Below are 22,948 nucleotides of genomic sequence, written 5' to 3' on the forward strand. Positions count from 1 at the left end.
AATGTCAGCAGGAAAAATTGTACAAATCATCGGTGCGGTGATTGACGTTGAATTCCCACAAGATGCAGTACCAAAAGTTTACGATGCATTAAAAGTTGAATCAGGTTTAACCCTTGAAGTTCAACAACAATTAGGTGGCGGTGTAGTTCGCTGTATCGCATTAGGTACATCTGACGGCTTAAAACGTGGCTTAAAAGTAGAAAATACGGGTAACCCGATTCAAGTTCCAGTAGGGACTAAAACTTTAGGCCGTATTATGAACGTATTGGGTGAACCAATCGATGAGCAAGGTGAAATTGGCGCGGAAGAAAATTGGGCTATCCATCGTCCAGCACCAAGCTATGAAGAACAATCTAACAGTACGGAATTATTAGAAACCGGTATCAAAGTTATCGACTTAATTTGTCCATTCGCAAAAGGTGGTAAAGTGGGTCTATTCGGTGGTGCAGGTGTAGGTAAAACCGTTAACATGATGGAATTAATCCGTAATATTGCGATTGAGCACTCAGGTTACTCTGTATTTGCGGGTGTAGGTGAGCGTACTCGTGAAGGTAACGACTTCTATCATGAAATGAAAGATTCTAACGTATTGGATAAAGTATCATTAGTTTACGGGCAAATGAATGAGCCACCAGGTAACCGTTTACGTGTTGCGTTAACCGGTTTAACTATGGCTGAAAAATTCCGTGATGAAGGTCGTGATGTATTATTCTTCGTAGATAATATCTATCGTTATACTCTTGCTGGTACTGAAGTATCTGCGTTATTAGGTCGTATGCCATCTGCGGTAGGTTACCAACCGACATTAGCAGAAGAAATGGGTGTGTTACAAGAACGTATCACTTCAACCAAAACAGGTTCTATCACCTCTGTACAAGCGGTATACGTACCTGCGGATGACTTAACCGACCCATCTCCGGCAACAACCTTTGCGCACTTAGACTCAACAGTTGTATTAAGTCGTCAAATTGCGTCTTTAGGTATTTATCCTGCGGTTGATCCATTAGATTCAACTTCACGCCAATTAGACCCACTCGTTGTTGGTCAAGAGCACTATGATGTAGCACGTGGCGTACAAGGTATCTTACAACGTTATAAAGAATTAAAAGATATTATCGCAATTCTTGGTATGGACGAGTTATCTGAAGATGACAAACTTGTGGTAGCACGTGCACGTAAAATTGAACGTTTCTTATCACAACCATTCTTCGTTGCTGAGGTATTTAACGGTACTCCAGGTAAATACGTTTCTTTAAAAGAAACTATCCGCGGCTTTAAAGGTATTTTAAACGGCGAATACGACCATATTCCAGAACAAGCGTTCTACATGGTCGGTACAATCGACGAAGCGCTAGAAAAAGCCAAAAATATGTAATCACTTCAAGTCATTTGAAGGAGAACAAAAATGGCGACATTTAACCTAATAATAGTCAGCGCAGAACGAAAAATCTTTGAAGGTGCTGTGAAACAAATCCAAGCAACAGGTGTGGAAGGTGAACTTGGTATTTTACCAAACCACACCCCTTTGATGACGGCGATTAAGCCAGGGATTGTTAAACTCACCCTTGAAGATGGCAATGAAGAAGTTATCTATGTTTCAGGTGGCTTTTTAGAAGTTCAACCTAAAGTAGTAACGGTACTTGCCGATGTTGCAATTCGCGGTAGCGAGTTAGATGCAGATCGTATTCGTGAAGCAAAACGTAAAGCGGAAGAAAATATTGTGAATCACGCTGTTGATGTGGATCATGATTTACTTGTAGCTAAACTTTCTAAAGAGTTGGCAAAACTTCGTGCTTACGAACTTACTGAAAGACTTGTTAAATCAAAACGATAAGTTTTTAATTTTTTAATAATAAAAAAGAGCGGTTATTTTGACCGCTCTTTTTGTTTTTCTATCGTAAGAAATATCGATACGCTTTACTTTCAGTTACATCTTCATAAACATAACCGAGTTCTGCTAAAGCTTGTTCAAATTCTGCGTTATCTTTTTCGCTTAATTGGAAAGCCGCAAGAATATTACCATAATCAGCTCCATGTGCACGATAATGGAATAATGAAATATTCCAACGTTTACCCAAAATTTCTAAGAATTTAAGTAAAGCGCCTTTTTGTTCTGGAAATTCAAAGCTATAAAGTCGTTCATGATGATTAGAAACTCGTCCACCCATTAAATAACGCACGTGAGTTTTCGCAATATCATCATCAGACATATCTTCTACATCAAAGCCGTTTTTCGTTAAATCAGCAATAATTTCCGATTTTTCAGCTTCATTAGCCGTGCGCACACCAACGAAAATACAGGCTTTTTGATTATCTGCATAACGATAACTGAATTCTGTTACTGCACGATTACCAATAACATGAGCAAATTTTAAGAAACTACCTGGTTGTTCAGGCATGGTTACAGCCAGTAAAGCTTCACGGTTTTCACCAATTTCACAACGTTCTGAAACATAACGCAATGTATGGAAGTTAAGGTTAGCACCAGATAAAATTGCTGCCATATTTTTACCTTCCAAATTGTTTTGTTTCACATATTTCTTCAAACCAGCTAATCCTAGGGCGCCAGAAGGTTCTGCGACAGCACGCACGTTTTCAAATAAATCTTTCATTGCTGCGCAAACTTCATCGCTGTCTACTAATACCATACCGTCTAAATATTTTTGGCATAAACGGAATGTTTCGTCACCAATACGTTTTACTGCTACGCCATCGGCAAATAAGCCAACATGTGATAAATCGGTAGGTCCACCTTTTTCTAAGGCTGCATTCAAACAAGCTGAATCTTTGGACTCGACACCAATGACTTTAATTTCCGGCATAAATTGTTTGAGCAAAATGGCTACGCCAGCGGCGAGACCACCGCCTCCGACTTGCACAAAGACATAATCTAAATCGGCAACTTGTTGCAACATTTCCATCGCCAATGTGCCTTGACCTGCGATAACCAATGGATGATCAAACGGCGGAATAAATGTCATATGCTTAGATTTTGAAAGCTCAATGGCTTTGGCTTTAGCCTCATCAAAATTGGCTCCGTGTAACAGCACTTCGCCACCAAAACCACGAACAGCATCCACTTTAATGCTCGGTGTATTTTGTGGCATCACAATTAATGCTTTTAAGCCGAGTTGTTTAGCGGATAAAGCAACACCTTGTGCATGGTTACCTGCAGAAGCGGCAATGACACCTGCTTGTTTTTGTTCATCAGAAAGGCTGGAAATCATTGCATAGGCACCACGTAGTTTAAAGCTATTTACTGGCTGGCGGTCTTCACGCTTAATCCAAATATTATTATGTAGGCGATCAGACAATTTGCCCATTTTTTGTAGTGGCGTTACGGTAGCGGCTTCATATACTCTGGAGCCAAGTTTGACAATCGCGTTAATGTAATCCGATTGAGAGGGTTGAGGATTGGTGAGTAGGTTTTTCATGGTATTTGTTGTTTATGATGAAGTGCGGGTAATTTTTTCTTTGTTTTATTTCTCCCTCTCATAAAAGAGAGGGAGAATCAGACACTATTTTAAAAGTGTTTTATCACGAACGGCACCTTTATCCGCAGAAGTGGCAAAGTGGCCAAACACTTTTAAAGCGAAGGACACTTCACGTTCACGGTGAGCTGGTTGCCAGCCTTTGGCATCTTGCTCGGTACGGCGTTTTGCTAATTCTTCATCGCTGACTTTGAGATTAATCGCGCGATTTGGAATATCGATTTCGATAATATCGTCATCATGTACTAAGCCGATCGCACCGCCAGAAGCTGCTTCAGGAGAAGCGTGACCAATAGATAAACCAGATGTACCGCCAGAGAAACGACCATCTGTTAATAAAGCACATTTTTTACCTAAGCCCATGGATTTTAAGTAGCTGGTTGGATACAACATTTCTTGCATGCCAGGGCCGCCTTTTGGACCTTCGTAGCGGATGACTACCACATGGCCTTCTTTCACTTTGCCACCTAAAATACCAGCTACTGCATCTTCTTGGCTTTCAAATACGATTGCACGGCCAGTGAATTTCCAGATAGATTCATCCACACCCGCAGTTTTTACGATACAACCATCTTTAGCGATGTTACCGAACAATACGGCTAAGCCGCCTTCTTGAGAAATCGCATTTTCTTTATTACGAATACAACCGCCTACACGGTCATCATCTACGCTATTCCAACGGCAATCTTGCGAGAAGGCTTGCGTGGTGCGAATACCTGCCGGACCTGCACGGAAGAATTTATGTAGTTCTTCATCTTTATTACGAATGATATCGTATTGATTTAATTGCTCTTCTAAAGTCATACCTAACACAGTTTTGGTGTTACGGTGGATTAATCCTGCGCGATCTAATTCACCTAATAAGCCCATAATGCCACCTGCACGGTGTACATCTTCCATGTGGTATTTATTGGTGTTTGGTGCGATTTTGCTTAAGCAAGGCACAACGCGTGATAAGCGGTCAATATCCGACATTTTGAAGTCTACACCAGCTTCTTGAGCAGCCGCTAATAAGTGTAAAACGGTATTACTTGAACCACCCATCGCAATATCTAAACTCATTGCATTTTCAAAGGCTTCAAAGGTGCCGATTGAACGTGGTAATACGCTTTCATCGTCTTGCTCGTAATAGCGTTTACAAAGCTCAACAATTTGACGACCTGCTTGTAAGAATAATTCTTTACGGTCAGCATGGGTCGCCAACATCGAGCCATTGCCTGGTAAAGATAAACCTAAGGCTTCGGTTAAGCAGTTCATTGAGTTAGCAGTGAACATCCCTGAGCAAGAACCACAGGTTGGACAAGCGCTGCGCTCAATGGCATCAACATCTTTATCGCTGACATTCACGTCAGCGCTTTGGATCATGGCATCAATTAAGTCTAATTTGATGAGCTGGTCGGAAAGTTTGGTTTTACCCGCTTCCATCGGACCACCTGAAACGAAGATGGTTGGAATGTTTAAACGCATTGCGGCCATCAACATTCCTGGGGTGATTTTGTCACAGTTGGAAATACACACCATTGCATCTGCACAATGAGCATTAACCATATATTCTACGCTGTCTGCGATTAAATCACGGCTTGGTAAGGAATAAAGCATCCCGCCGTGGCCCATCGCGATACCGTCATCTACTGCGATAGTATTGAATTCTTTTGCTACGCCACCAGCTTTTTCAATTTCAGCGGCAACCAGCTGACCCATATCTTTTAAATGAACATGCCCTGGTACGAATTGGGTGAATGAGTTCACCACCGCAATAATCGGTTTACCAAAGTCATTTTCTTTCATCCCTGTTGCACGCCATAAGGCACGTGCACCTGCCATATTACGACCTTGAGTACTGGTCGCTGAACGTAGTTTTGGCATAAATAATCTCTCCAAGTAAATTTTTAGGGTTCGTTGAATTATTCGATATAATTAAGTTTATAAATACAATTATTTAGATAAAGAATCTACAGCTTGAAATGGTAATGTAATAATTGCTAATGGAATCATAAGAATAGCAACACCTCCCCAAACTAAAGCCATTGAAGCTCCATCTGAGGTTCCTTCATAATCAAAACTTGTTGATTTTTTATATTCAATAAAATTTGTTTTTAATGGTTTAGATAGCTTTCCTTTAATTAATATCTCATCTTTATTCTGAAGTTTTACAAGCTCACCATGACTTATTTCAAAAAGTAAGTCAGGATTTCCCTCAGATGATTTGTAAACATCACGTTTATTAAATAAACTTTCTATCTCTTTTTTAGCCAATTTTTTGCTATCAAGTTCAATAAATATCAATGCCTTAATTTTGTTATCTTCACTATTTTTTTCAATACGATCTATGCGTGCTTCTTTAAAAGCTTTCATATCTTTAGAATTTAAAAAATTAATGAAATTTTGCACATCTTCTGATTTAGAAGAAGAGAACTGATAGCTATTTAAATCTCCTACAGCATAAATATTATTATTTGCAATAAAAAAGGCTTGAATCACCTCTGTTTGCTTAGATATTTCTTTTTCTTGTATTGTTGTACATCCAAATACAAATAAAATAGAAATGACAAGTAAGATAAATTTTTTCATTATTTTATTTCTATAACATTCGGCAATTTTGCTAACTGATTCACCAACAGATCAAAAGTGCGGTCAGATTTTACAGTGATTTTTAACCGCACTTGAGTATCTACCAATGCCATATCCATATTAGTCACAGTGAAGCCACGTAAACGAATAACGCGTAATACACGTTCTAAAACCTCTGGGCGATGTTGAGCGATCAAGTCAAAAGTATATTGGTTCATCTTAAATTTCCTCCAGCATGTCCGTGTTGCATGCACCTGGTGGCACTAATGGCCATACACATTCTTCAGGTGGAATGCATACTTGCAATAAATAGGCAGTTTCACTATTTAATAAACGATTAAGTGCCGCATCTACATCATCAGCGCGCTCAATGCGTTCAGCTGGAATATCAAAGGCTTTCGCCAACATCACGAAATCAGGGTTATCTTCTAGAATGGTTTCAGAGCGGCGTTTGTTCCAGAAAAGGTCTTGCCATTGACGTACCATACCAAGACGTTGGTTATCTAACAGCAAAATTTTTACAGGCAATTTGCCGCGTTTGATTGAACCTAATTCTTGGATGTTCATCATCAATGAACCATCGCCTGTCACCAAAATCACTTCATCATGAGGGCGTGCTTTTTTCGCGCCCACCGCTGCAGGTAAACCAAATCCCATGGTGCCGAACCCCGCGGAGGTAATATAGTTTTCTGGTGCGAAATGACGCATATGTTGCGCAGACCACATTTGATGTTGGCCCACATCGGTACAAATCACCGCATTTTGAGGTTTACGCTGAGAAAGCGTGTTGAGTAATGACCAAGAGTCAATTGGTCGGTTACCAGCATTGTCGATGTAAGTGAAATCGAGTTTGGCTTTCAGCGCTTGAATATGTGCACGCCAATCATCAATCGCAAGTGGGATGCTTAAAGCCTCTAAGGCTTGAATTAAATCACCCTGAAGGGCAACATTTGCCACACGAAGTTTATTGATTTCTGCTGCATCAATATCACAATGGATCACTTTCGCGTGTGGTGCAAAACTATCTAATTTACCCGTTACACGGTCATCAAAACGCGCACCGCATACTAACAATAAATCACATTCTTGTACGGCAACATTTGCAGCTCTTGTGCCGTGCATACCAATCATGCCCATATAAACGGGATCGGTTGGGTCAATTGAGCCTAAACCTTTCAATGTTGAAACAGATGGCATTTGGGTGATTTGTAGGAATTTTTTGATCGCTTGTGTAGCTTTCGCCATGCCTACACCACCACCCACATAAAGCACAGGTTTTTTCGCTTGCGCCAATAATGCTTTTGCTTCCGCTAATTTTAATTCTGAAAGTGCGGTTGGTTTTACGGTTGGTTTTACAATGGGTTTGATGTGTTCTGGTACATCGCCAACTTGGATGTTACGAGGGACATCGATGAGAACAGGGCCTGGTCTGCCACTTTGTGCAATTTGGAAAGCAGAGGCAATAATTTCGGGGAGTTCTTCGATGGATTGCACAATGTAGCTGTGCTTGGTGCAAGCAAGAGATAAACCTAAAACATCAGCTTCTTGGAAAGCATCCGTACCGATAAGGGGAGCAGCTACTTGGCCAGTAAATGCTACGAGAGGCACAGAATCAGCAAAGGCATCACCTAAACCTGTAATTAAATTGGTTGCACCTGGGCCTGACGTTGCGACACATACGCCGACTTTGCCTGTAGAGCGTGCATAACCAATTGCGGCCATTGCGGCACCTTGTTCGTTACGACAAAGGAGATGGTCAAGACCTGAGTCATAGATGGCATCATAGGTTGGCATGATTGCCCCGCCTGGGTAGCCGAAAAGATCGGTTACACCGTGCGCTTTTAAACATTCAATAATGAGTTGTGCGCCTGTCATGTTGCTTCCCGTTTTTATGATAATTAAATAATTTTATGACTATTGAAGTTCAGCATTGTAGCGGAATTTTTCGCCTTTGGTTAGGTTTTCGCGAAAAAACAAACGAAAAAAACACGATAACTAAGATTATCGTGTTTTTGAATGAAAAGTGCGGTCAGAAAACGTAATGTTTTCTACGCACAAAATTAGAAGCCTGCTTGTTTTTCTAATTGTTCAACAAGCGCATCGTCTAAGCCTAATGCTTTTGCTAAGTCTGCTAAGAAAATGATTTCTTTGCGAGATAAATCTTTGCTTACTAAACGAGCGGCTAAGTACACATTACTTGCAAGTGCAGTATCGTTACCTACAAGACGTGCAATTTCATTGATAGAAATTGGATTTTGGATTTCTTGTTCAAGCCATTGCGCTAATTCAGGGTTGTTACCTGCTTCGTTTGCAATAGTTTGTTTTTCATCTTCAGTAATTTCACCGTCTGCTGCCGCTGCGGCGATCATGGTGCGTAAAATTAATTCGCCTGCATCGACATGGCTTGATGAATTTAGTACATCAAATGCATTTTCTGAGATGTTTGGTTGGCTGTTTTGTTGGGATTTTTGATAGTTTTGGTAAGCTTGATAAGCAAGGTTACCTAAAACGGCAAGTGAGCCTAATTTTGCTAAGCTTGCACCACCGCTACGGCCTAAAATCATGGATAAAATACCACCTAAGGCTGCACCACCGCCTACTTTGGTGAGAGAGTCGATAGTTTGGTTGCCTGTTTCAAGTTTGCTTGCAGAGTTTTTAGCCACATCTAAAACTTGATTTAAAATGCTGTTGAGATCCATAAATGTTTCCTTTTGGTTATTAATAGAGATTAAATTCCGCCTTTAGACAGTGATATTAAAAAAAAATTCATTATTTTTAACCGCACTTTAAATCAAATTCTTGACTAGGTTTTAGAATTCATTATATTGAAACCTTTCTTCATTCAAAAGGAACTTAATATGACGCAGTCAAACGCAAAGCGTGAGACCTTTTCTGGTCGGAATGCATTTATTATGGCAGCGATTGGATCCGCTGTTGGCTTAGGAAACATCTGGCGTTTCCCTTACACCACTTATGAAAACGGTGGCGGTGCATTTATTATCCCTTACCTTATTGCACTTTTAACCGCTGGTATTCCATTGCTTTTCTTAGATTACGCAATCGGTCATCGCCATCGTGGTGGTGCACCGCTTTCTTATCGTCGCTTTAACCCACACTTTGAAGTGTTTGGTTGGTGGCAAGTAATGGTGAATGTCATCATCGGTCTTTACTACGCGGTAGTATTAGGTTGGGCGGCAAGCTATACCTATTTCTCACTTAATTCTGCTTGGGGCGACCAACCGATTGATTTCTTCCTACATGAATTCTTAAAAATGGGTGATATCAGTAACGGCGTGAGCTTCGAGTTTGTAGGCATGGTAACTGGCCCATTAATTGCTGTATGGTTAGTGGCATTAGGCGTGCTTTCTTTAGGTATTCAAAAAGGGATTTCTAAATCTTCAGATATCTTAATGCCTGTTTTAGTGGTGATGTTTGTAGCCTTGGTAGTTTATTCTTTATTCTTACCAGGTGCAGAAAAAGGCTTAAACGCACTATTTACACCAGACTGGTCAAAACTCTCTAATCCGAGCGTGTGGATTGCGGCTTACGGTCAAATCTTCTTCTCTCTTTCCATCTGTTTCGGGATTATGATTACGTATGCATCGTACTTGAAAAAAGATTCTGATTTAACAGGTAGCGGTTTGGTTGTTGGCTTTGCAAACTCGAGCTTTGAAGTACTTGCCGGTATCGGTGTATTTGCGGCATTAGGTTTCATCGCAACTGCACAAGGCGTAGAAGTGAGCGAAGTGGCAAAAGGTGGTATTGGTTTAGCCTTCTTTGCATTCCCAACTATTATTAACAAAGCACCATTCGGTGAAGTATTAGGGGTATTGTTCTTTGGTTCATTAACCTTTGCGGCATTAACCTCATTTATCTCTGTTATTGAAGTAATTATTTCAGCGATTCAAGATAAACTCCGTTTACGTCGAGCAAAAGCGACCTTTGTTGTTGGTTTACCAATGATGGTGGTATCAGTCATTTTATTTGGTACGACAACCGGCTTACCAATGCTTGATGTGTTGGATAAATTTGTAAACTACTTCGGTATTGTAGCAGTGGCATTTGTTTCATTAATTGTGATTGTAGCAAATGAAAAATTAGGCTTATTAGGCAACCACTTAAATCAAAGCTCTTCATTCAAAGTGGGATTCCTATGGCGTTTATGCATTGTCATCACAACTGGTATTCTTGCCTTTATGTTATTGAGTGAAGGTGCAAAAGTATTTACAGAAGGTTATGAAGGCTATCCAAGCTGGTTTGTAAATATCTTTGGTTGGGGTATGGCAATTTCGCTAGTGGTGGTTTCATTCATTCTTTCTCGTTTAAAATGGAAAAATGAAGATAACTTCAAGCTTGAAGAAAAAGGAGAATAAAGATGACAAGTATTGCAATTACAATGATGATTGTGGCGCTTTTTGTGATTTGGGGCGGCTTGATCTTTTCCTTAATCAGACTTCCAAAAGAAGAAAAATAAGGTCAAAATTGACCGCACTTTGAAATAAGTAGGGCGTGCTGAGCACGCCCTTTTTTGTTATTTCGATAAATCGATTTGATATACCGCAAATCCCACTTCATCGGTGCCGACTTTCTTCATTGGGTATTGGGCATTGTCTTGAATAAATTTCGCTGCTTGTTCGCTTGGCGAAGTTTCAAAACGCACGTCTAATTTATCGTTACCTTTAATCGGTGCAAAGCGCCAGTTTTTATCCGCACTTGGGTTTACATGGCCATGTTTTTCGCTTTCTGCTTTGATGTAATCCGCAAGAATTTGGCGGTTTTCATCTGGAGAAGCGTAAACAATGTGTGCATCGCCCGTGCCTGGGAATTTATTACCGTAAGCACGATAGTTGTTAGTCGCAATTAAGAATTCTGCTTTTGGATCAACTGGTTTACCTTGGTAAGTTAAATTCACTACACGGTGTGAGTTCGGGTTAATCAATTTACATTCGCCGTCATAACGCGGTGGTTGAGTCAGGTCGAATTCATAATTTACGCCGTCAATCACATCGTAGTTATAAGTACGGAAACCGTCCCAATCAAGTAAAGATTGTGGTTTGTCACTTGTAGGGTCAATTTGTTTAAACATACCTGCGCTACATTCCAACCATTCTTTCAATTCTTCACCCGTTGCTTTCACCACAACTAAGGTATTTGGATAGAGGTATAAATCTGCTGCATTACGGAAGGTTAATTCACCTTTGTTCACTTCAGTATAGCCCGTTGGGTCATTTTTACGTCCGCCTGCTTTAAATGGTGCACCTGCACTTAAAATTGGTAAGCCAGCCATTGCTGCAACACTTGGTGCCACTTTTTCAACGTAAGCTTTTTGTGCTTGGTTCACAATTTGAATGGTTGGGTCATCTTGTACTAGGGCTAAGTAGCTATACATGTTATCCGTCGCTTTACCGATTGGCTGAGCCACGAATTCACGGGTTGCTTCATGCACAGGTTTTAAAAGTGCGGTCAATTCGGCATCACTTTCTGTGGTCGCTTTTTTGTTTTCTGCATCGTAAATTGGACGAAGTACCGCTTTACCATCAGCCACTAACCATTTTCCGTTGTGTTGAGCAAGGGTTAAGTCAATCACGCTGATGTTGTTTGCCCAGTAGCCAGCCATACTTTCAGGTACGCCTTTTACAGTACCTTTAGCAATATCTGCATTTGGTGATTTTGCGAACTCTTTATTCGGGAATAAACGGTGAGAGTGACCGAAAACAATAGCATCAATGTGTGGTACATCAGCAAGATAGAATGCTGAGTTTTCTGCACCTTCTTGATATGGTTCATCAGATGGGCCAGTGTGTGCAAGTGCCACAATAATATCGGCGCCTTTTTGTTTCATTTCTGGCACATATTTTTGTGCAGTTTTCACGATATCGCGCGTTTCAACTTTGCCTTGTAAATTTGCTTTATCCCACACCATAATTTGTGGTGGCACAAAACCGATATAACCGATGTTTAGTTTATGTGTTTTACCTTGGCTATCCACCACTTCTTTGGTTTGAATCACATAAGGTGTGAAATAGGGCTCTTCAGTACCGACTTTCACTACGTTAGCATTGATGATTGGGAATTTCGCTTGTTTAATTGCATCAGCTAAATAATCTAAGCCATAGTTAAACTCGTGGTTACCTAATGTGCCCACTTCATAGTGCATTGCATTTAAGCAATCCACAGCTGGGTTTGATTTGCCTTCTTTGTAACCTTTAGCAGCTTGATAGTCAGCAATTGGGTTACCTTGGATTAAGTCACCGTTATCAACTAAAACGCTGTTTTTCACCTCTTGACGCGCTTGGCGAATCAAGCTTGCTGCACGGGTAAAACCGAATTTCTCAGTAGGTGCATCTTTGTAGTAATCGAAGTCAGTCAAAAAACTGTGAATATCGGTCGTTGCTACGATACGTAAATTGACTTGGGTGTCGCTTTTTGCAAAAGCAAAACGGCTCGCACTCAACGCTAAAATACTGCTTGCGCCAAGTTGGATGAAATCTCTTCTGTTGATCATATGTGCTCCTGTTGTGTGAGAATCGACAGGATTTTAAATCTCTTTTATATATAAAGAAAGCGCAATATAAAGTTCTGAAATGAAGTGTGATGCGCATCACAAAATAAAGGATTGAATTCAGTTGCAAAACTCCGCATTTGGGACAAAAATAGGCTATCCAATCCACTAAAAATTAAGTCATTCACAGTAAGGTAGCCTGCATTTATTGATGGCATCCGATAAGGAGATCGCTATGGCTTTTAATCTTAAAAATAGACACCTATTGAGTCTTGTTCATCATTCAGAACGCGAAATTAATTATTTGTTAGATTTATCGCGTGATTTAAAACGTGCTAAATATGCAGGGACAGAGCAGCAACAACTTAAAGGTAAAAATATTGCACTCATTTTTGAAAAAACTTCAACACGTACTCGTTGTGCCTTTGAAGTAGCGGCTCATGATCAAGGTGCACAAGTGACTTACATTGATCCAAATTCCTCTCAGATTGGACATAAAGAAAGCATGAAAGATACTGCGAGAGTTCTCGGGCGAATGTATGATGCGATTGAGTATCGAGGTTTTAAACAAAGTACTGTGCAAGAACTTGCGGATTATGCTGGAGTGCCCGTGTTTAATGGTTTAACGGATGAGTTTCATCCTACACAAATGCTCGCGGATGTTCTCACGATGATTGAGCACTGTGACAAGCCACTTCATCAAATAAGTTATGTGTATATTGGTGACGCACGCAATAACATGGGGAATTCTCTTTTACTAATTGGATCAAAACTCGGGATGGATGTGCGAATTTGTGGCCCTAAAGCCCTATTACCAGAAGCCAGTTTTATTGAAATGTGTAAAGGTTTTGCCAAAGAAAGTGGTGCGCGCCTTACCGTAACTGAAGATATTGATAAAGCGGTAAAAGGTGCCGATTTTGTGCATACTGATGTTTGGGTTTCAATGGGCGAGCCATTAGAAGCCTGGGGAGAACGCATTAAGTTATTGCTTCCTTATCAAGTAACACCAGAGCTCATGAAGCGTACGTGTAATCCGAAAGTAAAATTCATGCACTGTTTACCTGCATTCCACAATAGTGAAACTAAAGTGGGTCGCCAAATTGCTGAAAAGTATCCTGAATTAGCAAACGGTATTGAAGTGACTGAAGAGGTATTTGAATCACCGATGAATATTGCCTTTGAGCAAGCAGAAAACCGTATGCATACGATTAAAGCAGTCATGGTAGCGAGTTTAGCTTAGGAAAGATCTCGATAAATGAGTACATTTATTCATCATCTATTTCAAGAATAATTTATTTCCATACTTTTTGTGGTTTTATTTTTATATAAAAATAAGATTTATTTTTTGATAATGATCACATTTTTTGAAAAATATTATTGACATGATGTTTACACAAGCAGAGAATATACCTAACTAAGGTTAGTTTAGATAGAAAGAGGGACTTTTTCTATGCTATTTCGTACATATATACACAGATACGTCCATACGAAAGTATTGAGACTTTTACGGTTTAATCCGATAAAAGGTCGTTCTTTGATGGCGCATATCCGTCGTACACGCCATATTATGATGCCATCGCATCGCTCTTGCTTCTCATACTCAGTATTCGCTTCTCAAAATAAACCATCCAACACGGCTCTCTAAACAGAGTTGTTCTCTCTGTTTAGAGAGTCTCCACAGATTAATTTCTGAATATTTTTGTATTGTCTAGAACAGGCAAGAAATATTTTGTGAAATTAACTTAATCTTATTTAATTTAAAATAAAAATTCTTACTTTAGTTTCTTATATTAAAAAACTAGAGCAAGTTGTTTTATTCTAAATAAATCTATTGCGTTATTAAAATTAATAGCGCAGGGTAACTTTACGTCAAAAAAATAAATAAAAGGAGTTTATTATGCCAAACTTAAAAATTGCATATAGTCCAAAAGTTGAACAATATTTCTCTACAAATAGAGAATTAGTTGAAATTACCAAAACAGACTTTACTGATGTTGCCGCTATTGTGTTGACATCAGGGGATGTAGGTGAATACCTTGAACGTATTCAAGCAACAAATTTTGGTATCCCAGTATTTGTTGTTCAAACAGAAGAAGAACAAGTTGATCCGAAATTCTATGATGCTATTTATCATATTCAAGATTTAAATGGTTATGACATTAAGCTTTATAGCCGTCAAATCGAAACTGCTGCAAGACTTTATGAAGAAAAAATGTTACCTCCATTCTTCAAAATGTTAAGTGAATATGTAGAAATGGGTAATATTGCTTTTGACTGCCCGGGACACCAAGGTGGTCAATACTACCGTAAACACCCAGCAGGTCGTTTCCTTTATGACTTCTATGGTGAAAACATTTTCCGTTCAGATATTTGTAATGCTGACGTGAAATTAGGTGACTTGTTGATTCACGAAGGTGCAGCTTGTGATGCACAAAAATATGCTGCTCAAGTATTCAATGCAGATAAAACTTACTTCGTATTAAATGGTACATCTTCTTCAAACAAAGTTGCATTAAACGCAGTACTTGCTCCGGGCGATTTAGTATTATTTGACCGTAATAACCATAAATCAAACCACCATGGTGCATTAATTCAAGCGGGTGCAACCCCAATTTACTTAGAAACTGCACGTAACCCATTTGGTTTCATTGGTGGTATCGACAGTCACTGCTTCGAAGAAGATTATTTGAAATCATTAATTAAAGAAGTCGCACCTGAAAAATTAAACCAAAAACGTCCATTCCGTTTAGCTGTTATTCAATTAGGTACTTATGACGGTACAATTTATAACGCACGTCAAGTGGTAGATAAAATTGGTCATCTTTGTGACTACATCTTATTCGACTCTGCATGGGTAGGTTATGAACAATTCATTCCAATGATGAAAGACTGCTCTCCATTATTGCTTGAATTAAATGAAAATGACCCTGGTATTTTAGTGACTCAATCTGTTCACAAACAACAAGCAGGTTTCTCACAAACTTCACAAATTCACAAAAAAGATAAACACATTAAAGGTCAAGATCGTTATGTAAACCACAAACGTTTCAATAATGCCTTTATGTTACATGCGTCAACCAGTCCGTTCTATCCATTATTTGCGGCGTTAGATGTGAATGCAAAAATTCAAGGTAGCGAAGCAGGTCGTCGTTTATGGCATGAATGTGTGAAAGTCGGTATCGAAGCACGTAAATTAGTATTAAATCACTGTGAATTAATTCGTCCATTTATTCCAACCACAATTAAAGGTAAAAAATGGCAAGATTATGACACAGAAGAAATCGCAACTAATCTCGAATTCTTCAAATTCCACCCAACAGATACATGGCATAAATTTGAAGGCTATGCTGACGAACAATATTTCGTTGACCCATGTAAATTCTTGCTTACCACTCCAGGTATTAGCTTAGAAACAGGCGAATATGAAAAATTTGGTGTACCAGCAACTATTCTTGCTAACTACTTACGTGAAAACGGTATTATTCCGGAAAAATGTGACTTGAACTCAATCTTATTCTTGCTCACTCCGGCAGAAACCCTCACCAAAATGCAAACTTTGGTCGCTCAAATCGCCTTGTTTGAAAAACACATTAAACAAGATTCTTTATTAAAAGATGTATTGCCAACTGTGTATAAAAACAATGAAGACCGTTACAAAGGCTACACCATCCGTCAATTATGCCAAGAAATGCATGACCTTTATGTAAGCCGTAATGTAAAACAACTTCAAAAAGACCTATTCCGCAAAGCAACATTACCGGAATATGCGTTAAATCCACACGATGCGAATATTGAATTTGTTCGTAACAAAGTTGAACTTGTTCCATTAACAGACATTGTTGGTCGTGTAGCGGCGGAAGGTGCATTACCTTATCCTCCAGGTGTGTTATGTGTGGTTCCAGGGGAAAGATGGAGTCCAACTGCACAAAAATACTTCCTTGCATTAGAAGAAGGTATCAACACATTACCTGGCTTCGCACCTGAAATCCAAGGGGTTTACTTACAAAAAGACCCTGATGGACGTACTCGTGCATATGGCTATGTTTTAACTGACTATTAATAAAGTGAGGTTGTGAGGATTTTCCTCATAACCCTCTCAGCACAAACAAAAGAAAGTGCGGTTAAAAACATCTGATTTTTTGACCGCACTTGTAGGAGTATAAATTATGAGTGCTAAAAGTAATAAAATTGGTGTGGTACAACTCACCATTCTTACCATGGTTAATATGATGGGTTCTGGTATCATTATGTTACCGACCAAGTTAGCCGAAATTGGGACTATTTCCATCGTTTCTTGGCTTGTAACAGCCGTTGGTTCAACAGCCTTAGCTTACGCATTCGCACAATGCGGTATGTTCAGTAAAAAATCTGGTGGAATGGGCGGTTATGCGGAATACTCTTTCGGTAAAGCCGGTAACTTCATGGCAAACTACACTTACGGTGTATCATTAGTTATTGCGAATACAGCTATCGCAATTTCTGCTGTGGGTTATGGCTCAGAGTTCCTTGGTGCAACCCTTTCTCCACTTTCTATCGCATTATGGACAATCTTCACCCTTTGGCTTGCAACCGTTCTTAACTTTGGTGGTGCAAGAATCACTGGTAATATCAGTTCATTCACCATTTGGGGCGTAATCATTCCTGTGGTTGGTATTTCAATCATTGGTTGGAAATGGTTTGATGGTACAATGTATGTAAATTCTTGGAACCCACACAATGTACCTACTTTTGAAGCGATCGGTGTATCTATTTCAATGACATTATGGGCGTTCTTAGGATTAGAATCAGCTTGTGCAAACGCAGATGCTGTTGAAAATCCAGAGAAAAACGTACCAATCGCAGTACTTGGTGGTACTTTAGGGGCAGCGGTAATTTATATCGTTTCAACTAACGTGATCGCAGGTATTGTACCTAACCTTGAACTCGCTAATTCAACAGCGCCATTCGGTTTAGCTTTTGCTCATATGTTTGATGAAACAATCGGTAAAGTCATCATGGGCTTAATGGTGATGTCTTGCTTTGGTTCATTATTAGGCTGGCAGTTCACAATTGCCCAAGTATTTAAATCTTCAGCAGAAGAAGGTTATTTCCCAGCATTCTTCAAAAAAGTTACCAGTAAAGATGCACCAATCGTTGGTATGGTGACCATTACTGCATTACAAACTTTACTTTCTTTGATGACAATTAGTCCATCATTAAATAAACAATTCAATGTGTTGGTAGACTTAGCGGTAGTAACAAATGTTATTCCATACTTGCTCTCAATGGCTGCACTTGCCGTGTTGTTGAAAGCAGAGAATGTTGCGCCACAAAAATATAAAACAACCGTCTTTGTTGCCTTTATTGGTTCACTCTATAGTATCTATGCCCTTTATGCGGCAGGTGAACAAGCGATGTTATATGGTTCAATTGTGACCTTTATCGGTTGGACATTGTATGGTTTTGTTTCTTACAAATTTGACCTTAAAAAATCACAAGCAAATTAAAAAAGAGAAGCCTACATCTTCATGTAGGCCTTTCGAGTTGCAATAAACTTAAAGTATAAAAGAGCGGTTGAAAATTACGGTATTATGTAGCAGTTGCACAAAGTCCGAAAATTGACTAATTTACCGCATAAATTTAAATGCCTTTCCGAATGAAAATCGTGAAAGGCATTTCTTTTACCTCAAATTCTAACTTTAACCTCGCAATTTTTTACATCAATTTTCCATTTTTTTAAACTCAAGGAGTAGCTATTCTGCTCAACCTTCATTCAGGTAAGCTATTTCTTTCTATCTAGTCTATTAGCTTCTATTCGGTTCTATGCTGCCATCAGAATTTCATCGTATGCAGCTTGTTCTTCAAGTCGCTTAAAGTAGTGTGATGAAATTTCGTTAGGTGCAAAGGCTTTCATACCGAGAAGCTCACCTTCACGATGATTTCCTTGCCAGTAACCGATCCATTCTTTGAGCGGCAATACCCATAAGCAACGTTTGAGGACATCTTCAAAGAGTTCCCCATTTGATTTACGGCGGTTATCTGAAAAGAATGCAGCTTGATTGGCATAGTGTAAGGCATATTTATTATCGGTTTTATGGTGTGTACCACGCATTAAGTCGCGCATTCTGGCATTAAAAGATTCCGCAAGGTTATTATTTACACCTTTCGCACTATAAGCCTCTTGATGATTCACCGACCAACGGGTGTAATGAAAATCAAGACTTTTATAAGCAGGGTTTTCATCACACATAATATCACTGCCTGCTTTGACAAAGCGTTGATTTAATGCAAAAACAGTATCCGCATTTTCGGTGTAATCCATTGCAACAATGGTACGGTTTGCTCCCCATATATTGCTATCATTTGCAGCTCGTTGTGTAATGGCGTATAGACAACGTTTAGTCGCTCTAAATTTGGGATATTTGCGACCTTTCTCATCGGCTTTTTGACGTTGTTTATAATTGTTTTTACGGAAATTAGTTGGGCGCAAGGTAAAGTTGATCCACATTCCATCTTCGTGAACTTCGCCTGACAATGGACTTAAATCGCGCGTTTTAAATAAAGCTTCGCGAACTTTCCCACAAAGTACAAATGCCGTTTTGTAGTTCAAATTAAGATGACGACTAACATCAATCGCACTAATGCCTTTTGAGCTATTTACCATCATTAAGATGACAGCAAGAATATCGACTAAATCAACCTTATGAAAGGCAAAGGCTGTATTTGTTGTAATATAAAAATGGCGTTTGCAATGTTTACAACACCAACGTTTACGAGAAGCAAGGAAATAGGCTTCGTGGCGAATACCGCAATGCGGACAGCATACATCACGAACATTATCAGGGTTTCCCCAACGGTGAGTTTTTAAAAGGTAAAAAGCATCTTCTTCTGTAAGGCGTAAAATATCTTTTAAATTGATGTTTTTGGATTTGCTTGAAAGTAAATAATGTTGAGCCATTGCGAATTTCCTTGTGTAGTACAAGGCATTCGAGATTTGCTAAACGCCAGACATAAAAAATCGCCCACTTGAAAATTTCAAGTCGGCTCAAAGCGTTTATGCCTCGAATACCGTTACCCACAAGGAACTTGTGGAAGGCTCATTTTAAATGAGTGAAATTGCGATTGTTAAAACAGGAAATTTACAAGATGAAATTTGCTGCCACCTAAACATTCGCTACACACCTGTTAATGTGTATTAATTGGTGATTGAATAAAGTTGTATTCCTTGGCTAATTATATAATTTGTAGTAAGTTTTCCCTGCAAATTAGTGTAAATATAGTCCTTTGAAAATTTTTCGTCAAATAAAAAAAGCAATTCCTCACGAAGTTGCTTTTATCTATTATCTGTTATCGCTAGTGTCCGTAATTATTTATTCGATATTACAGGATTTTCGCCAAATTTATTCGATTCGGCACTACCTTGCACAACTCCGATGACGATTGATATGATGATTGCAATCGCTTCACCAATAACAGGAATTAACATAATTAACATATATAAAGTAAACCAACCCGATAAATTTATATCGTGTAATCTACGGACTGTTAGGGATATTGAAGGTGGTAAGGTAACAACAAAAACTACTAAAAAAAGTATTACTCCAATACCTGTAAAAGCAAAAGCACCTAAAATAGCGAATATTAACGCATAAAATAAAGTAAATCCCCAATACTCTTTTCGTCTAGCGCGCCCTTTAAAGTTTGCATAGTTTTTAGTAAATGCTTCAATAAAGTATGTAAATAACGATTTTTCAATCATAACCAATCCTCTTAATGTGAATGTTTATTTTCAATATAATCTGTTGGATTATCAGCAGTTAAATCTTTTTTACTATTAACCTGCTTGAGAAATGCATTTTTTGCTAGATGCCCTAACTCATGTGAAACTGAACCATAATAGAGAACAAGTAAAAATGGTAGTAACAAAATCTCAATAGGAAACGCTATAAATAATAATAACAAATCAAGGATTATTAAAAGCAATACTGTGACTAGATAAAAAATATAAAATTTTAAGAAATTATGTAAATTAGCCATTAGAAATAAGATGTTTTTCGGTATATTTAATAATTCTAACCATTTTCCAGTTAATGCATATCTAATGATTCCACATTGAAGAATTGGATTTGAGATCATGCCCCATATAAAGTAGATAAATAACGTTGCAATATAATCCTCAATGTAATCCGTAAGATAGCCTGTTAATCCGTCTTGTATAAATTCTAGTATATCTAAGAACAATCCTAGAATACCTTTTAGTCCTAATAAATAACAAAAAGCTGTTGGAATCATCCAATATATAATCGTAACTCCTGTTATTTGTAACCCTTTCAGAACTATTTTCTTTATTTGTAATGATTGCAACGGCTTATCTAGCATAATATCTTCAACCATCTGAACCTGCCATCCTTTAATAAATATTATGCCGAATGGATACTTTATAAATGGAAAAAATAGTAATAAAGGAATAATCCAAAGCTTCTTATAGAAACTTCTATCAGAAAAGAGATATAAGTATCCTTCTTGATATTCTTTAAGCAAATTTTTAAACATTCTCGTGTTATACCTAAAATTTAAAGAGTATTGAGGACTTTGCAAGGCTGATTCTTGGTAATTACAATGGGTTTATATAAACAACTTCCACAAACACTTCCATATTGAAGGATATATAGTTTTTTACCATTAATCATAAATTCGTAAGTTGATGATGTGTATCCTTGATTATTTGATAAAGGAGATGAACATTTTTCACCTGCTTTACTCTCTTTAACAAAGATTTTATGGCGTTTTAATTCATTACTTAATAATTCAACTTGGTCGTAGTCATAATTTACTTCATTTTCTTGAATTAAAGTATTATGGTTTAATGCCTTAAAGAGCATAAGATCGGATGTTTCCATCTTTATAGATGAACCTACTGCTTTACCTTGAGATAGATTAACCAAACTGTTATATAAAGATGAATCAGTGGTTTGCTCCGTTCTAAATGGATTGCCAACTCTTTTCTTCACAAATGTACCTTGTGAAATATCTCGAAGTCCCTCTGTAACTTCTGTACAAGAAGTTAATGATAAGGTTAGCATTACTACCTTAAGTATTTTTCTCATAATATTTCCCTTATTGATATTGCTTGATACAAGAAGCTAAGTTTTTCTTATAACTATATCCTTGTTCAGTAATTACATCTGATACTAAGCATTGGTTGTTTTTACATTCCAGTTGATAGACTAAATTAATGATTTTCTTCTTATTTTTTAGCGTGACATTTACCTGCTCATTAATAATTTTTATGATAGGTTTTACTTCAACTTGATTTCTCACCATTCCATAGAGCCAAAATTCGGAAAGGCATGTTCCGCCGTATTCATATTCATTTTCGTTATGAATATCTGTTGCTTTCATTTGCAAATCTGCAAACTCTTTTGTTGAATAGCGTTCTAAATCATTGGTTTGATAGACCTTTGCAACGGTATCTACTTTAGCTTGTTCTAAAGGTGACAAAGCGAAAACGTTTATAGATACGAATACTGTAGATAAAGATAGAAGTAGCTTATTCATAATAAAAAACCTATAATGATTAACATAAGAAATTTAGGGAAATTTTCAGTAAGAACCCGCATTAAACCTAGCTATAATACATAATTTGGTTGTTTCGCTGTAGCAACTGGCAATCTCTATCAACTACCACTAGCAGTGGGTATTCAAGAAATTTTACAGGTACAAAATGAGTGTCAATGAGAAGATTCGGAAGTTCCGAGAAGCAAAGGATTGGTCGCAAGAACAGATGGCAGAAAAGCTGAATATGTCGTTAAATGGCTATGCTAAAATTGAGCGTGGTGAAAGTAAAATTTACCTAGACAAACTCGAACAAATTGCACAAGTATTTGACATTGATGTAATTGAGTTAATGCAATCAGATGGTAGGAATATCTGTTTTCAAATTGAATCGCCACAAGGTGCTGTGTATCAAGGTGTAGGCGAAGTTTCGTTATTGATTGAGGTTGAAAGATTGAAATCAGCACTTTCTCATGCAGCTGAGAAGGAGGTTTTGTTGAATAAGTTGCTTGAACAGAAAGATAGAGAGCTTAATACATTAAAAGAACTACTTAATGTAAAATTCTCTCCCATAGATGCTCAATAGTTTTTTATGCTTTATCTTATAAGCTTTAGGAGCATAGTAAATGTATGACTAGCTTGGGCGTATAAAGATAGTACGATAATCTAACGCATGAAATTTACTATTTATTGACAAGTATGTTTTTTTAATGTATTATTGAACGAGCTTGTTTTTAGACAGGAATCCTGTTCTTATATAAGAAGATAAGCTAGTTCTAAAGAGATTATAATTTTAATTGGATTAAAAAGGGCAATAGGTGGTTACTTATTGTCCTTTTTAATGAAAAAA

Annotated in this window: 21 protein-coding genes; 9 read left to right on the plus strand and 12 right to left on the minus strand. The window is 38.1% G+C overall.

Features of this window, described 5'->3' with window-relative positions:
• The first annotated feature begins 1 nt into the window (after window position 1).
• Together atpD and HMPREF2750_RS09205 are read left to right on the plus strand one after the other, a co-directional pair.
• Window positions 2-1,375, plus strand: a complete 1,374-nt coding sequence (gene atpD, locus HMPREF2750_RS09200) for a F0F1 ATP synthase subunit beta (protein WP_049364245.1) — start codon at window positions 2-4, stop codon at window positions 1,373-1,375.
• Window positions 1,376-1,405: 30 nt separating this feature from the next.
• Window positions 1,406-1,834, plus strand: coding sequence for a F0F1 ATP synthase subunit epsilon (locus HMPREF2750_RS09205; RefSeq protein ID WP_070583618.1), 429 nt, complete (start codon window positions 1,406-1,408; stop codon window positions 1,832-1,834).
• A 58-nt stretch (window positions 1,835-1,892) separates the two neighbouring features.
• Here HMPREF2750_RS09205 and ilvA read toward each other — a convergent pair whose 3' ends face one another.
• The 6 genes from ilvA to HMPREF2750_RS09235 form a co-directional block, all read right to left on the minus strand.
• The gene (gene ilvA / locus HMPREF2750_RS09210) at window positions 1,893-3,434 is read right to left on the minus strand and encodes a threonine ammonia-lyase, biosynthetic (protein ID WP_070583620.1); all 1,542 of its coding nucleotides are present in this window, start codon (window positions 3,432-3,434) and stop codon (window positions 1,893-1,895) included.
• An 84-nt stretch (window positions 3,435-3,518) separates the two neighbouring features.
• A complete protein-coding gene (ilvD, locus tag HMPREF2750_RS09215) occupies window positions 3,519-5,357 on the minus strand; it encodes a dihydroxy-acid dehydratase (RefSeq protein WP_070583622.1) in 1,839 nt (612 codons plus the stop codon).
• A gap of 69 nt (window positions 5,358-5,426) precedes the next feature.
• Entirely contained in the window at window positions 5,427-6,062 is a 636-nt protein-coding gene (locus HMPREF2750_RS09220) for a hypothetical protein (protein WP_070583624.1), read from the minus strand.
• Window positions 6,062-6,280 (minus strand): acetolactate synthase 2 small subunit, encoded by a 219-nt coding sequence (ilvM, locus tag HMPREF2750_RS09225; protein WP_070583626.1) that lies wholly within the window; start codon window positions 6,278-6,280, stop codon window positions 6,062-6,064. The genes HMPREF2750_RS09220 and ilvM overlap by 1 nt, the downstream gene beginning before the upstream one ends.
• A gap of 1 nt (window position 6,281) precedes the next feature.
• The gene (ilvG, locus tag HMPREF2750_RS09230; RefSeq protein WP_070583628.1) at window positions 6,282-7,937 is read right to left on the minus strand and encodes an acetolactate synthase 2 catalytic subunit; all 1,656 of its coding nucleotides are present in this window, start codon (window positions 7,935-7,937) and stop codon (window positions 6,282-6,284) included.
• 185 nt (window positions 7,938-8,122) lie between these two features.
• Window positions 8,123-8,761: a tellurite resistance TerB family protein gene (locus tag HMPREF2750_RS09235; protein WP_070583630.1), complete on the minus strand. Its 639-nt coding sequence runs from the start codon at window positions 8,759-8,761 to the stop codon at window positions 8,123-8,125.
• A gap of 159 nt (window positions 8,762-8,920) precedes the next feature.
• Here HMPREF2750_RS09235 and HMPREF2750_RS09240 point away from each other — a divergent pair, with 159 nt between their 5' ends.
• Both HMPREF2750_RS09240 and HMPREF2750_RS09915 read left to right on the plus strand, forming a co-directional pair.
• A complete protein-coding gene (locus tag HMPREF2750_RS09240; protein ID WP_070583632.1) occupies window positions 8,921-10,435 on the plus strand; it encodes a sodium-dependent transporter in 1,515 nt (504 codons plus the stop codon).
• Between the two features lie 2 nt (window positions 10,436-10,437).
• Entirely contained in the window at window positions 10,438-10,536 is a 99-nt protein-coding gene (locus tag HMPREF2750_RS09915) for a methionine/alanine import family NSS transporter small subunit (RefSeq protein ID WP_032827301.1), read from the plus strand.
• Window positions 10,537-10,593: 57 nt separating this feature from the next.
• On the opposite strand, the gene cpdB is transcribed toward HMPREF2750_RS09915, so the two are convergent.
• The gene (gene cpdB, locus HMPREF2750_RS09245; protein ID WP_070583634.1) at window positions 10,594-12,567 is read right to left on the minus strand and encodes a 2',3'-cyclic-nucleotide 2'-phosphodiesterase; all 1,974 of its coding nucleotides are present in this window, start codon (window positions 12,565-12,567) and stop codon (window positions 10,594-10,596) included.
• A gap of 232 nt (window positions 12,568-12,799) precedes the next feature.
• Between cpdB and HMPREF2750_RS09250 the strand changes: the two genes are divergently transcribed.
• The 4 genes from HMPREF2750_RS09250 (at window position 12,800) to potE (ending at window position 18,050) form a co-directional block, all read left to right on the plus strand.
• Window positions 12,800-13,804, plus strand: coding sequence for an ornithine carbamoyltransferase (locus HMPREF2750_RS09250; protein ID WP_070583636.1), 1,005 nt, complete (start codon window positions 12,800-12,802; stop codon window positions 13,802-13,804).
• Window positions 13,805-14,014: 210 nt separating this feature from the next.
• Entirely contained in the window at window positions 14,015-14,209 is a 195-nt protein-coding gene (gene speFL, locus HMPREF2750_RS09995; protein WP_148129979.1) for a leader peptide SpeFL, read from the plus strand.
• A 252-nt stretch (window positions 14,210-14,461) separates the two neighbouring features.
• Complete coding sequence (speF, locus tag HMPREF2750_RS09255; protein ID WP_070583638.1) at window positions 14,462-16,624, plus strand: ornithine decarboxylase SpeF; 2,163 nt, start codon at window positions 14,462-14,464, stop codon at window positions 16,622-16,624.
• A gap of 106 nt (window positions 16,625-16,730) precedes the next feature.
• Entirely contained in the window at window positions 16,731-18,050 is a 1,320-nt protein-coding gene (gene potE / locus HMPREF2750_RS09260; protein WP_049365111.1) for a putrescine-ornithine antiporter, read from the plus strand.
• Window positions 18,051-18,364: 314 nt separating this feature from the next.
• Here the strand turns inward: potE and HMPREF2750_RS09265 are convergent, their stop codons facing one another.
• The 5 genes from HMPREF2750_RS09265 to HMPREF2750_RS09285 form a co-directional block, all read right to left on the minus strand.
• Window positions 18,365-19,501: an IS1595 family transposase gene (locus HMPREF2750_RS09265; protein ID WP_070583640.1), complete on the minus strand. Its 1,137-nt coding sequence runs from the start codon at window positions 19,499-19,501 to the stop codon at window positions 18,365-18,367.
• A gap of 408 nt (window positions 19,502-19,909) precedes the next feature.
• A complete protein-coding gene (locus HMPREF2750_RS09270; RefSeq protein WP_049367240.1) occupies window positions 19,910-20,302 on the minus strand; it encodes a DUF805 domain-containing protein in 393 nt (130 codons plus the stop codon).
• An 11-nt stretch (window positions 20,303-20,313) separates the two neighbouring features.
• Complete coding sequence (locus tag HMPREF2750_RS09275) at window positions 20,314-21,096, minus strand: DUF4013 domain-containing protein (protein ID WP_070583642.1); 783 nt, start codon at window positions 21,094-21,096, stop codon at window positions 20,314-20,316.
• A 20-nt stretch (window positions 21,097-21,116) separates the two neighbouring features.
• Window positions 21,117-21,650, minus strand: coding sequence for a hypothetical protein (locus HMPREF2750_RS09280; protein WP_070583644.1), 534 nt, complete (start codon window positions 21,648-21,650; stop codon window positions 21,117-21,119).
• Window positions 21,651-21,660: 10 nt separating this feature from the next.
• Window positions 21,661-22,101, minus strand: a complete 441-nt coding sequence (locus HMPREF2750_RS09285) for a hypothetical protein (RefSeq protein WP_070583646.1) — start codon at window positions 22,099-22,101, stop codon at window positions 21,661-21,663.
• Between the two features lie 166 nt (window positions 22,102-22,267).
• Here HMPREF2750_RS09285 and HMPREF2750_RS09290 point away from each other — a divergent pair, with 166 nt between their 5' ends.
• On the plus strand, window positions 22,268-22,684 hold the full coding sequence (locus HMPREF2750_RS09290) for a helix-turn-helix domain-containing protein (RefSeq protein ID WP_070583648.1): 417 nt from the start codon (window positions 22,268-22,270) through the stop codon (window positions 22,682-22,684).
• Window positions 22,685-22,948: the final 264 nt, after the last annotated feature.

This window comes from Haemophilus sp. HMSC066D02, from assembly GCF_001810545.1.
GTDB lineage: Bacteria > Pseudomonadota > Gammaproteobacteria > Enterobacterales > Pasteurellaceae > Haemophilus_D.